This is a genomic window from Bradyrhizobium quebecense (genome assembly GCF_013373795.3).
Taxonomy (GTDB): Bacteria; Pseudomonadota; Alphaproteobacteria; order Rhizobiales; family Xanthobacteraceae; genus Bradyrhizobium; species Bradyrhizobium quebecense.
In genome coordinates, this window is the sequence record NZ_CP088022.1 from 7,389,230 (window position 1) to 7,402,283 (window position 13,054).

Annotated in this window: 11 protein-coding genes; 2 read left to right on the forward strand and 9 right to left on the reverse strand. The window is 61.3% G+C overall.

Annotated features, from left to right (window positions below):
- Window positions 1–20 precede the first annotated feature (20 nt).
- Window positions 21–1,370 (forward strand): 8-oxoguanine deaminase, encoded by a 1,350-nt coding sequence (locus tag HU230_RS35420; RefSeq protein WP_176534214.1) that lies wholly within the window; start codon window positions 21–23, stop codon window positions 1,368–1,370.
- Window positions 1,371–1,425: 55 nt separating this feature from the next.
- Here HU230_RS35420 and HU230_RS35425 read toward each other — a convergent pair whose 3' ends face one another.
- The 4 genes from HU230_RS35425 to HU230_RS35440 form a co-directional block, all read right to left on the reverse strand.
- Window positions 1,426–2,502 carry a BMP family ABC transporter substrate-binding protein gene (locus HU230_RS35425; RefSeq protein WP_176534213.1) on the reverse strand — a complete coding sequence of 359 codons (1,077 nt, stop codon included), beginning with the start codon at window positions 2,500–2,502 and terminating at the stop codon, window positions 1,426–1,428.
- 70 nt (window positions 2,503–2,572) lie between these two features.
- Window positions 2,573–3,490 (reverse strand): ABC transporter permease, encoded by a 918-nt coding sequence (locus tag HU230_RS35430; RefSeq protein WP_176534212.1) that lies wholly within the window; start codon window positions 3,488–3,490, stop codon window positions 2,573–2,575.
- Window positions 3,477–4,568 (reverse strand): ABC transporter permease, encoded by a 1,092-nt coding sequence (locus tag HU230_RS35435; RefSeq protein ID WP_176534211.1) that lies wholly within the window; start codon window positions 4,566–4,568, stop codon window positions 3,477–3,479. Before HU230_RS35435 ends, HU230_RS35430 begins: the two co-directional genes overlap by 14 nt.
- Window positions 4,552–6,123 carry an ABC transporter ATP-binding protein gene (locus tag HU230_RS35440; RefSeq protein WP_176534210.1) on the reverse strand — a complete coding sequence of 524 codons (1,572 nt, stop codon included), beginning with the start codon at window positions 6,121–6,123 and terminating at the stop codon, window positions 4,552–4,554. Before HU230_RS35440 ends, HU230_RS35435 begins: the two co-directional genes overlap by 17 nt.
- A 593-nt stretch (window positions 6,124–6,716) precedes the next feature.
- Between HU230_RS35440 and HU230_RS35445 the strand changes: the two genes are divergently transcribed.
- Window positions 6,717–7,760 carry a hypothetical protein gene (locus HU230_RS35445; protein ID WP_224943905.1) on the forward strand — a complete coding sequence of 348 codons (1,044 nt, stop codon included), beginning with the start codon at window positions 6,717–6,719 and terminating at the stop codon, window positions 7,758–7,760.
- Window positions 7,761–7,866: 106 nt separating this feature from the next.
- On the opposite strand, the gene HU230_RS35450 is transcribed toward HU230_RS35445, so the two are convergent.
- From HU230_RS35450 to HU230_RS35470, 5 genes are all read right to left on the reverse strand, one after another.
- Window positions 7,867–8,367 (reverse strand): nucleoside deaminase, encoded by a 501-nt coding sequence (locus tag HU230_RS35450; RefSeq protein WP_176534208.1) that lies wholly within the window; start codon window positions 8,365–8,367, stop codon window positions 7,867–7,869.
- Window positions 8,368–8,549: 182 nt separating this feature from the next.
- Window positions 8,550–9,428, reverse strand: a complete 879-nt coding sequence (locus tag HU230_RS35455) for an ABC transporter permease (protein ID WP_092122251.1) — start codon at window positions 9,426–9,428, stop codon at window positions 8,550–8,552.
- Window position 9,429: 1 nt separating this feature from the next.
- Window positions 9,430–10,311, reverse strand: a complete 882-nt coding sequence (locus tag HU230_RS35460; RefSeq protein WP_092122254.1) for an ABC transporter permease — start codon at window positions 10,309–10,311, stop codon at window positions 9,430–9,432.
- A gap of 66 nt (window positions 10,312–10,377) precedes the next feature.
- The gene (locus tag HU230_RS35465; RefSeq protein WP_176534207.1) at window positions 10,378–11,670 is read right to left on the reverse strand and encodes an ABC transporter substrate-binding protein; all 1,293 of its coding nucleotides are present in this window, start codon (window positions 11,668–11,670) and stop codon (window positions 10,378–10,380) included.
- A 17-nt stretch (window positions 11,671–11,687) separates the two neighbouring features.
- Complete coding sequence (locus tag HU230_RS35470; protein ID WP_176534206.1) at window positions 11,688–12,722, reverse strand: ABC transporter ATP-binding protein; 1,035 nt, start codon at window positions 12,720–12,722, stop codon at window positions 11,688–11,690.
- Window positions 12,723–13,054: the final 332 nt, after the last annotated feature.

Below are 13,054 nucleotides of genomic sequence, written 5' to 3' on the forward strand. Positions count from 1 at the left end.
CCGGCTCGGGAGACGAAATGATGAATCAAATGCAGGCAATCTGGATCAAGGATCCCCTGTCGATTCTGGCCAACGGAGCCGAACGCGGCGTTGTGGTCCATGGCGGCAAGATCGTCGAGTGCGTGGGCGCCGGGCATCAGCCGACGACGGCGAATGTTGCGGTCTACGATGCGAGCGCTCATGTCGTGCTGCCCGGGCTGATCAATACCCACCATCATTTCTATCAGACGCTGACGCGGGCGCTGCCGGCTGCGATGGATCGCGAGCTGTTTCCCTGGCTGCGGGCGCTGTATCCGGTGTGGGCGCGACTGACCCCGCAATCGCTCGAACTCGGCGTCAGCGTCGCGATGTCCGAGTTGCTGCTGTCTGGTTGTACCACGACCACCGATCACCACTACGTGTTTCCGGCGGGCCTCGAGGAGGCGATCGACATCGAGGTTGCAGTGGCAAGACGGCTGGGTGTCCGGGTGCTGCTCACGCGCGGTTCGATGAACCTCTCGCAGCGTGACGGTGGATTGCCGCCAGACAGTGTGGTGCAAGACGAGGATGCGATCCTTGCCGACAGCGCACGGCTGGTATCGAAGCATCATGAGCGCGGCCTGGACGCGATGGTGCAGATCGCCCTGGCGCCGTGTTCGCCATTTTCGGTGACGACGTCGTTGATGCGCGCAACTGCCGATCTCGCCGATAGGCTCGATGTCCGGCTGCACACGCATCTTGCCGAGACCGAAGACGAGAGCAGGTTTTGTCAGCAGATGTATGGCTGCCGCCCGCTCGATTACCTCGAGCAGTGCGGATGGCTGAATGCCCGGACCTGGCTGGCTCACGGCGTCTTCTTCGATGCACAGGAGATGAAGCGGCTGGCCCGGGCCGGAACGACCATCAGCCATTGCGCCTGCAGCAACCAGATCCTGGCGTCCGGTTGCTGTCCGGTCTGCGAGATGGAGGAGGCTGGCGTGGTGATCGGGCTCGGTGTCGACGGCTCGGCGTCGAACGACGGATCCAACCTGATGCAGGAAGTCCGCGCCGCGTTCCTGCTGCAGCGTGCCCGTTACGGCGTAACGAAGGTCAGCCACAAGGATGCGTTGCGATGGGCGACCAGGGGCTCGGCCGCCTGCGTCGGCCGCCCGGAACTGGGCGAGATCGCCGTCGGCAAGGCGGCTGATCTTGCGCTGTTCAAGCTTGATGAGCTGCGCTTCTCCGGCTCTGGCGACCCACTTGCCGCGTTGGTGCTTTGCGGCGCACATCGTGCAGATCGGGTCATGGTCGGAGGGAGATGGGTCGTGATCGACGGAGCCATTCCCGGGCTCGATGTCCCGGACCTCATCCGACGTCACAGCGCAGCTGCGAATGCGATGCACGCGGGATAGCGCGCAAGGAGACTCGGGCCGGATCACCCGAGCCCGAGCCTGGTCGTGATCGGGTCTATTTCCCGGGGAGCTTGTCGTCGATCCCTTTGACGTAGAAATTCATGCCCAGGATCTGAGTGTCCTCGAGGTGATCGCCGCCCTTGCATTCGACGTCCTTACCGTCCTGCGTGACGACGGGGCACTTGAATGGATGCAGCTTGCCGGAGGCGATAGCGGCCTGAGTGTCCTCCGCCATCTTCTTCACGTCGTCGGGCATGTTGGTGTAGGGAGCCATCTCGAACATCTTGCTTTCGAGGCCGCCCCAAGTGTCTTCGGATTTCCAGGTGCCGGCGAGCTCGGCCTTGACGCGCTCAATGTAGTAGGGCGCCCAGGTGTCGAGGATCGAGGTCAGCTGCGCCTTGGGACCAAACTTGATCATTTCAGAGTCCTGGCCGAATGCGAGCTTGCCGCGTTCGCTTGACACCTGCATTGCAGCCGGGCTGTCGGTGTGCTGCATGATCATATCTGCGCCCTGGTCGAGCAGGGCCTTGGCGGCGTCGGCTTCCTTGCCGGGATCGAACCATGAGTTCACCCAGATGATCTTGACCTTGATGTTCGGGTTGATGGTCTGGGCGCCCAGCATCGTCGCGTTGATGCCTGACACGACCTCCGGAATCGGGAAGGAGCCGATGTAGCCGAGCACGCCGGCCCTCGACATCTTGGCCGCGATCTGACCCTGGATGTAGCGGCCCTGGTACCAGCGCGCCGAATAGGTCGACATGTTCTTGTCACGCTTGTATCCCGAGCAATGTTCGAAGTGCACATTGGGATATTTCTTCGCAACCTTCAGCGTCGGATCCATGTAGCCGAAGGATGTGGTGAAGATCAGTTTGTTGCCGGCGCGCACGAGCTGTTCGATCGCGCGTTCGGCGTCCGGTCCTTCCGGCACGTTCTCGAGGAATGTCGTTTCGATCTTGTCGCCAAGTTCCTTCACAAGAGCCTGGCGCGCCAGTTCGTGCTGATAGGTCCAGCCGAGGTCGCCGACCGGTCCGAGATAGATAAAGCCAACCTTCAGCTTGTCGGCGGCCCAGGCGCCGCTGTTGATGCATCCGGCCAGGAGAATCGCTGCCGCCGCAAACAATGTTCTCTTCATCTCAATCTCCAAACGGGGAAACCATAGTACGGAACGTGGGCGCCCCATCGCGGCACGTACCGACATCAAGCTAGCGGTCCGGCACGAATACGGTTCCGAGCGCAGCGGGCGCCGTCGAGCCGCCGGTGCGCGCGCGCGAGAGCAGAACCAGAACGATGATGGTCGCGAGATAGGGCAGCGACGACATGAACTGAGATGGAATTCCGATGCCGGCGCCTTGCGCGTGGAGCTGAAGAATGGTGACGGCGCCGAACAGGTAAGCTCCGACGACCAGCCGGGCCGGCCGCCAGCTCGCGAAAACGGTCAGCGCCAGTGCGATCCAGCCGCGGCCCGCCGTCATGCCGGGAATGAAGAAGGGCGTGTAGGCGAGCGGCAGATAGGCGCCGGCGAGCCCGGCGCAGGCACCGCCGAACATCACCGCATAGAGCCGGATCCGGAGCACCGGATATCCCAACGCATGGGCGGAGACGTGGTTGTCGCCGCAGGCGCGCAAGATCAGCCCGGCCCGCGTCCGATACAGGAACCACCAGACGCCGACCACCAGGGCGATCGAGAGATAGACAAATCCGTCCTCTCCAAACAGGATGCGCCCCGCCAGCGGAATGTCGCTGAGGTCCGGAATGCGGAGATGCGGCGCCGGCGTGATGCGTTCGCCGACGAAGCCGGCGCCGATCAGGCCGGACAATCCGATTCCGAGGATGGTCAGCGCGAGGCCGGTCGCGACCTGGTTGACCGCGAGCCCGAGCGCCATCAGCGCAAAGATCAGCGACATCAGGGTGCCGGCGACCATGCCGCAGAGCGCGCCGACGACGATCGAACCGGAGAGCCACGCGCCGCCGAAGCCGCAGGCGGCGCCGACGATCATCATGCCTTCGACGCCGAGGTTGAGCACGCCTGAGCGCTCGGTCACGAGTTCGCCGGTGGCTGCGAGCAACAGCGGCGTGGAAGCCGCCAGCACCGACAGGATGATGGCCTCAATGAGCCCCACTTTGCACCTTTGGCGATGACGAAATAAGCCGAAAGCGGTAGAGGATCAGGGAATCGCAGGCGAGCACGTAGAACAGCAGGATGCCCTGGAACACCTTGGTGACGTCCAACGGGATTTTCATCGCGATCTGGGCCTGCTCGCCGCCGATAAAGGTCAATGCGAGGAACAGTCCTGCAATTAATATTCCAATCGGGTTCAGTCGCCCGAGGAAGGCGACGATGATCGCAGTGAAGCCATAACCTGGCGAAATGCCGGGCTGCAGATGGCCGACCGGGCCGGCCACCTCGATGATGCCGGCGAGCCCGGCCAGCGCGCCGGAGATTGCAAAGGTCAGCAGCACCAACTGATTGGCGTTGAACCCGCCGAACCGCGCTGCCCGCGGCGCGGCGCCGACGACCCGGATCTCGAAGCCTTTGATGGTCCTGCCGAGCAGCACCGCGCCGGCGGCCACCACGAACAGTGCGATGATCGAGCCAAGATGCAGCCGGCCGCCTTCGATCAGCGTCGGCACGGTCGCCACCGGATCGAACTCAGCCGTGGTCGGAAAGTTGAAGCCTTGCGGATCACGCCAGGGACCGCGCACGAGATAGTCCAGCAGGAGGTCGGCGACATAGACCAGCATCAGCGAGGTCAGGATCTCGCTGGCGCCGAACCGCACCTTGCAGATCGCCGGAATCAGTGCGTAGAGCGCGCCCGCGGCCGCGCCGAGCACGAGCATCGCCGGCAGCACCCAGTGGCCGGCATCGGTGCCCTGGCTCTTCACCGCGAGCCAACTCCCGGCCACCGCGCCGATCAGGAATTGGCCTTCGGCACCGATATTCCAGGCGTTGGCGAGATAGCACAACGACAGGCCGATCGCGATCATGACCAGCGGCGTCGCTTTGACCGCGATTTCCTGCAGGGAGTAGCCGTCGGTCAGAGGATCGATGAAGTAGACGGCGAGCGCGGCAATCGGATTCTTGCCGAGCAATGTGAACACGATGCACAAGGTGGCGATCGTGAGTCCGATTGCGATCAGCGGCGAGATGAGCGCGATCGTGGCCGAGCGCTCGGCGCGCTTCTCAAGCACGAGTTGCATGAGGTGCCTCCGGAGCTTCGATGCTGCTGCCGCCCATCAGCAGGCCGAGTGTCTCGCGGCTGGCTTCGGCGGTTGGCACGGGGGCCGACAGCCGGCCATGGAACATCACGGCGATGCGGTCGGTGATTTCGGCAAGTTCGTCGAGGTCCTGGCTCGTCACCAGCACCGCGGCGCCGCCTGCGGCAAGATCGAGCAGGGCCTGCCGGATCACGGCGGCCGCACCCGCGTCGACGCCCCAGGTCGGCTGGTTCACGATCAGCACGACGGGATCGCGGAGGATTTCGCGGCCGACGATGAATTTCTGCAGGTTGCCGCCCGACAGGCTCGCCGCCTCCGGGTCGCGCTTGGCTTTGCGCACGTCGAAAGTCTCGGTCGTGCGGTCGACGGTCTTCAGGGTTGCGGCCGTGTTCACGAAGCCATGAAGCACCATATTGCCGATGGCGTGGCCGGTCAGGAGGGCGTTTTCCGAGAGCCGCATGCGCGGCGCCGTGCCGTGGCCGAGCCTTTCCTCCGGGATGAAGGCCGCACCCAGCTTGCGGCGCTTGGTGATCGACAGGTGCCCCGCCGCGTGTCCGTCGATCACGATCGTGCCCGGGTCTTTCGCCAGCCGCTCGCCGGAAAGGGCTGCGAACAGTTCGTCCTGCCCGTTACCGGCGACACCCGCGATGCCTAGAATTTCACCACCCCGGAGCTCGAACGAGATGTGCTCGAGCCGTACGCCGTGTGGATCGTCGGGTGTGAGGCTGAGATCGTTGACCAGCAGGCGAGGCACGGTGATCTGCCGGCTCGCCGCAGCCTTCACTTCCATGATCTCGCCGCCGACCATCATGCGCGCAAGTGATGCCGCGGTCTCAGCCCTGGGATTGCAGGTCTCGACCTTCCGTCCGCCGCGCAGGATCGTTGCGGTGTCGCAGAGCCGCTTCACTTCGTCCAGCTTGTGGCTGATGTAGAGAATCGCGCGGCCTTCGGCCTTGAGGCGATTGAGCACGATGAAGAGCTGATCGGCCTCCTGAGGTGTCAGCACGGCTGTCGGCTCGTCGAGGATCAGGAATTGTGGATTCTGCATCAGCGCGCGCACGATCTCGATACGCTGCCGCTCGCCAACCGAAAGCTGCCAGACCTCCCGCTTCGGATCGAGTGGAAGTCCGTATGTACGCGACACCTGCTCGAGACGCGCCGACATGTCCTTGAACGGCTCCTTGCCGTCGAGGCCGAGCGCAACATTCTCGGCGACCGTCAGATTGTCGAACAGCGAGAAATGCTGGAACACCATGCCGATTCCATGTGCGCGCGCATCCGATGGCCCAGACAGCACGATCGTCCTGCCCTGCCAGCGGATCTCGCCCTCGCTCGGCTGGATCAGGCCGTAGATCGTCTTGACCAGGGTGGATTTTCCGGCGCCGTTCTCGCCGAGCAACGCATGGATCTCTTGCGGCCGAATATCGAGATCGATCTTGTCGTTGGCGAGAAACGAACCGTAGCGCTTGGTCAAGCCGACCGTCTGCAGAAGCGGCGTGGCACCTGTGTGCTGCACGGCAGATGTCGTGTCTGGCATCCCGGGATATCGCATGCGTGGAGAGAGGAGCCGCAATAGTGGGCCAGTTTTCACGCACGCGTAAGTAGGGAAAAAGCGCCATTGCTTGCTCAAGGCTTCGGCAGGATCGAATCGTTCCGTAAATTTGGGGGGCGGCTGTCACTCGGCCTCGCTTCGGCGTCCGCGGAAGTTGTTGCAGAAATGTGACTGTCGATCCAATTCGAAAGTGGAGCGGTCAACGATGACGCAAAGTTGAGCAGCGTGTCGCTGCATGATTCCAGCCGATTTCCCGCGCCCCGGCGGTACGTCCCCGCGCTGTGCGCAAATGTCGCGGAAGTCGAGCAATGATGGGCATAATTTGAAAAATCCCGAATTCCGTCGAAGCGAATTTTGCGGCCGTCAACCGCTACAGGACTGGCCCAACCAAACTGATCTCGCTGAGGTTGCTGATCAAACACGCGTCAGCGCGTGGAGAAACTTCGGGCTTCCCGTTCGCCCCGAAGCTGCGCCACGCTCCCGCATCAGCACGAATTCGTTGCGTTCACTCCTGGGGGTCTTTCACAATGTTCAACATCCGCCGAACCTTGTCGGCCGCGGCACTATCATTGGGGTTGATGCCGGTCGCTAACCTTGCAAGCGCCGCAGATCTGCCAGTCAAGGCACCCAAGCCGGCAGCTGATCTGCCATTCTTCCTGGTCATCGACGACCGCGTGACCTACTCCTACATTTTCTCCGGCACGGATCCGGGCGTATTCTCCGTCCGCCCTGACGGCAGCATCAACGGAAAGACCGCCAAGCAGGTCTACTCGTTCACGCACTTCGATATCTGGGCCTATGGCCAGAACTTCTTCACGATCTCGATGTACAAGTCGGATCATAACGACCCGGCATCACCGTGCTCGAATGTCGGTGTGACCATCACGGGAGCTCCAGCAACCTGCGCCGGCGCGACCGAGATCTACGGCCTGTTCCGCTCGACCTTCGGCTGGAATCAGATCTTCAACACGAAAGCGTTCAGCATGGGGCCGCTGAACAACATCTCGTTCCAAGTCGGCATGGACGCCAACACGGAAAACAACTTCCTGGCGCCCGCCAAGCGGGACGTCGTCGCCGGTCTCCAGTTCGAGTTCAACCTTCCCTACAAGGGTTACATCAACGTGTCGCCGTTGATGTACTACGAGTTCTCCAATCACAACGCGTTCGACCAGTGCGGGCTGTTCGGCCCGGGCGTGCCCGGGGTGACCTGCCTCACCGACGGCAATACAAAGTTCAACCCGACCTGGGCCGTCGAAGTAAACTACTACATGGATCTCGGCTTCCTGCCCGAGAGCATGCAGTATTTCTCGATCAGTGGTCGCGCCGGCTGGTACGGCAAGAAAGGCACCGAGAACGAACCGATGGCGTTCAATCCGGTCACCAACATCAGTACGGCGGTCGAGCTCAACTCCGAACCGATCCGTCTGACCTTTGACGCGAGCAAGGCGCTCTGGGGTCCGAAGTATTCACATTTCGTGGACGTCTGGGTGGCCTACCGGTATTGGCAGAACAAGTTCGGCCTCGATCACGCCAAGAGCGTCGTCTGCAATGTCTCGCCCGGCGTCAGCAACAATTCCTGTACCGAAGAATCGCTCTACTCCGGTATCTCCGTGAAGTTCTGATCCACCCGATCCGTTCCACGGGTGGCTCCTGGTGGCGCCGCGACACACCGCGGCGCCACTTTCACGTCCGCGCGCAGAGGCATTCAGCTGAGGGGTCACCGCGCGACTATCGCGCCCAGATACCCTCGTGCACGACCGTGGCCTCGTCTTCAAGCAACGGGCCGACCACCATTGTCTTCCGTTGACCGCTATCGAACACATTGCGGCAGGGCAGATCGAGCGTCGGATTCTCGGGGTGATTGCCTGTCAGTTCGCGCAAGCGGTGTTCGCTCAGTCCGTAGACCACGCGGCCGATGCCCGCCCAATAGATCGCGCCGGCGCACATCGCGCAGGGCTCGGCGGATGAATAGAGCGTCGCAGCCGCCAGCACTTCCGCGGACAGCGTCGTGCATGCCATGGTCGCCAGTAGTCGCTCGGCGTGGGCCGTGCTGTCGCGCGACGGCATGAAGCCGTTCTCGACCTCAAGCAGGACGCTGCCTTCGCGATTCACGAGAACGGCGCCGAAGGGATGATTGCCATGGCTGATCGCGCGGCGCGCAACCGCGAACGAGTGCCGCAGAAAGCTCTCGTCGTCGAGCAGGTGGTTCGAGTTGTTCGCGTCGCTCATGAACGATCTCCTTGCCAGTCACATCTGCGCGGCGGCTACGAATTGCCGGCCGGCGCCTTCCTTGCCCGAAATCGTGATGACGGCAATCTCGGCTCTCACGGCTGCAATGGCCACTGGCCCGGCCATTCTCTCCCGGTCAAGGCGGCGGTGCCGTGCGACGATCCGGATGCGTGTGAGGGATTTTACACCAGTCCCTTGCCCGCGTCCGATCCATGACGTCTCTGCCGGGCCTGAAGCACAAGAATGACAACCAGCGCCAGAAAGATGACGAGAAAGGAAACGGCGCTCGTCAATGTTCCGAGCGCATAGATATCTGGCTTCGTGACGGTGGTCGTCAGGCCCTGCAGGTCAAGGGGCAGTGTATTGACAGGGCCGATGGTCTGGCTCGAGCGCGCGAGTTCGTCCCAGGACAAGGTGAACCCAAACAGGCCGATACCGACGACCGATGGCAATATGATCGGCAGCACAACATGCCGAAATGTCTGCCACGGCGTGGCGCCCAGGTCGCGTGCCGCTTCTTCAAGCCGGCTATCGAACCTGTTGAAGATCGCAAACATGATCAGGAGACCAAAAGGCAAGGTCCAGGTCAGATGTGCACCAAGGCCCGATGTAAAAAGCCCCATTGCCGTTGTCCAATCCGTGGCGCCGCTTTTGATGATGAAGTCGTCAAGCAGCCGGAATTCCAGGGCGATGCCGAGCGAGGTAATAATCGATGGCATGATCAGGCTGGCAATGGCCACGTAGAATAGCAAGGTCGCGCCGCGGAACGATCTGCGGAAGGCCAGGCCTGCCGAAACCGAGAGGACGACCGTAAGCACCATGACGACGAGGCCGAGCTGAAGCGACCGCTTGAAAGCCGCGGCGATGTCGACGATGCCTGAGCCGGAGAACACCTTGCCGAACCACACCAGGGACACCCCATTCATGGGGAATGTCAGGCCGCCATCCGGCCCCTGAAACGACAGGATGTAGATCGCGAACATCGGGCCGTATAAAAACAGGACGTAAGCGGTGAAGAATGCGGCGAGAAGATAGAAGGATCGCGATCGCTTCTCGTTCATCTCACAGCTCCTTGCGAACATCGACGATTCGGGTCAGCGCCGAAATGATCAGGATCGTGATGCCGAGCAGGATGACCGCATTGGCCGCAGCGGCCGGGAATTGCAGCGCATTCAGGCGCGTCTCGATGATCTTGCCTGCAGATGCAATCTGTTGGCCGCCCATCACGCCTATCGTGACAAAATCGCCCATTACGATCGTGATCACGAAGATCGACCCAATGACGATTCCGGGTTTTGCCAGCGGAATAACGACATTGACCAGGGTCTGCCATCCGGTGGCTCCGGCGTCATAGGCGGCTTCGATCAGACGCTTGTCGATGCGAATCATCGAGTTGAAGATCGGCACCACCATGAAGAATGTGAAGAGGTGAACGAGGGCAAGTACGACGGAGAACTCTGAGAACAAGAGCCACTCCAGCGGTTGCCGGATCAATCCCACGCCCTCGAGCCCCCTGTTGACCAACCCGTTCCGGCCAAGCAGCGGAATCCATGCGATCATGCGGATCACATTCGACGTCCAGAACGGGATGGTGCAAAGCAAGGTAAGTACGATCTGCCAGGTTTTGGACCGGACGTGGAACGCGAGAAAATAGGCGACGGTGAAGCCGATCAGAAGGGTCAGGCTCCAGGTCAGCAGACACAGTTTCAGCGTCTTCAGATAGGTCTTCAAGATGGTGCAGAGGTTGGGCAGATCGGCGATGCATCCCTCGAACGTGTCGCTGTAGCCACGCAGGCTAAAGGCCGGGATCATTTCATACTCGTTGTAGTCCCACGCGCTGACAATCGTCACAAGAAGCAGCGGCAAGAGGAAGAACACCGAGAAAACGAGCATCATCGGTGCAGCCTGAAGCCAGGCAACGAAGGTCTTGCGGTCTTGCATCATCGAACGGTGAATCGCGGTGATGGCGCAGCAGGACTTGTCAAACGCCTTGTCCTCCTTTGGATTGCATCAGGCGGCGATGAATTCATTCCACTTGCGCACCATGTAATCGTTCTCGTCCATAACGGCGTTCCAGCAGGCGACCGCGCCCATACGGTCTTCGTAGGATCCCCCGTCGCGCCTGGTGCCGGCCTTCTCGAGAATCGTGCCGTCGGGTGCCTTGATGTCGCTGACGGCGACCTTGCCTTCCATCCAGTAGCCCCACTCGTCCGCCGTCATGTTGGCCTTCGCAGTGGACAGCACAGCCGAATAGTAACCCTGGCGGTTGAGATAGGCGCCGGCCCAACCCGACAAGTACCAGTTCACGAATTCATAGGCCCAGTCGAGCTTTGGCCCCGTAACCGCCTTCGATACGCAGAACCCCGACGCCCATGAGCGATAGCCTTCCTTGAGCGGCTGGAATGTGCAGGCGATCCCCATCGAGCGCACCTTGGTGACCGCAGGTGACCACATCGACTGGATGACGGTTTCACCCGAGGCCATCAGGTTGACGGATTCGTTGAAATCCTTCCAGAACGCGCGGAACTGGCCGGCCTTCTTGGCTTCCGTCATGATCTTCATGGTGAGATCAATCTCGGCCTTCGTCATGTTGCCCTTGTCGGCATAGGTGTGCTGACCGCTGGCTTCGACCACCATCGCGGCATCCATGATTCCGATCGACGGAATGTTGAGAATCGAGGCTTTGCCCTTGAATTCGGGATTGAGCAATTCGGTCCACGATGAAATTGGCCGTTTGATCAGATCCGGCCGGATGCCGAGCGTATCGGCATTGTAGACCGTCGGGATCAGCGTCACGAATTCGGTCGGCGTTTTTGAGAACGTCTTGGAGTTTGCACCCTCAAGATAAAGCACTTTCCACGGCGCGGTGCCCTGATCGCCGATCTTCTTGCCGTTCGGCAGCTGACCCTTGGTGAACACCGGGGTGATGTTGTCGAATTCCTTGATCTTCTTGGCGTCCAGCGCAAAAATATTACCCGACGGCACCAGCTTCCTCAGCGAGAAATATTCGGTATCGAGCACATCAAACGAGTTCGGTTGGGTGATCACGCGTTTGGTCACGTCGTCGGTGGTTGCCGTGATGTATTCGATCTTGATTCCGGTATCTTCCAGACACTTCTTTGAGATCTCGTCACCTTCGTTCACCGCCGTTCCGAGATAACGCAGAACCTTCGGATCGGCTGAATGGACGTAGGGAAATCCGGTAATTGCGCCCGAACCCGCCGCAAGGCCGACCGCTCCGGCCGCGCCCTTCAGCATGGTGCGACGGCTGACGCGACGATCGAATTTCGAGGATTTGCTCATGATTGTCTCCTTGGGTGTCACGCCGCCCTTTCGGGCGACCGGGCGATTACAGGACTCGTGGTTTTAAGAAGGCTGGCCAGCGTCGGGTCCCATGTGGCGAGAACGCGCTCGCCTACGGTGTGCCTGGCCGCGTCGAATTGGGTTTCCGTGACTTGGGCCGAGATCTCGGAGCCACCCTCGGCGGCAATGACAACGCGGACATAGGTTCCCTGGTATTCGACCTCGCTGATGGTGCCTGCAACGGATGGACCAGCGACAGCTTCGCTCGGTCGCTTCAGCATCAGCCGGTCAACCCGAACGGCGAAGGTCTCGGGACCCACAGCAATAACATTGTGGCCGCCGATGAATTTCGCCGTGAATTCGGTTCGAGGGTGGTTGAAGAGTTCACGCGGCGAACCCTGCTGCTCGATCCGGCCCGCGTTCATGAGAACCACGATATCAGCCAGAGCCATCGCCTCGTCCTGGCCATGCGTCACATGGATGAAGGTAAGCCCGAGCTCGCGCTGCAGCTTCTTCAACTCGGCTCTCATCCGCAGCCGCAAGAACGGATCGAGCGCCGACAGCGGCTCGTCGAGGAGCAGGATTTGAGGAGAGGTGATCAGCGCGCGCGCGAGCGCGACTCGCTGCTGCTGGCCTCCGGAAAGCTGGCCTGGCAGCCTTGCCGCATAGGGCTGCATGTCGACGAGCTCCAGCAACTTGTTGGCCTCGGCATGGCGTGCAGCCTTGCCGACGCCTTTCATTTTCAAGGCGAACGCAACGTTGTCGATGACCGAGAGATGAGGGAACAGGGCGTAAGACTGGAACATCATCGCCGTGCTTCGATCGGCAGGGGGCAGGTCGGTTACATTCTTCGGCCCGACCAGGATGTCGCCTGAAGTGACCGATTCGTGGCCGGCCACCATGCGCAGCGTCGATGTCTTGCCGCAGCCGGACGGCCCGAGCAGGCAGCAATAGGAGCCGGGGGGAATCTTGAGGTTGATCGCGTCAACGGCGGTGACGCCACCGTACATCTTGGTCAACTGTACGAGTTCGAGCGCCGCCGTCGTCGTCATCCGCACCATTCCGCATAGTCTTGCCAGGGATCTTGAGCAACACTGTCGCCCCGGCCCGCGATCCGGAGTTCGATGCAACAGATGTGCCAAATCTTGCGACAGACCAGACAAAAATTGGGCAGATTCCGCCGGCCGACGAGGTCGGCCGCGCCGCTGCGACCGAGATCGGAGGTCAGTTGCCAGGTACGCTGTCTGCGAAGCTTGAGTTCCGGACGTAGGCGATCGAGGCGATGTTGAAGGTAGATGGCTTTGCCAAAGCCATCTCGATCCGATCAAAACCGGTACCGTGCCCGCGGGCGCCGGGAGACGTTTTGGCTTGCCATATCTTTTTG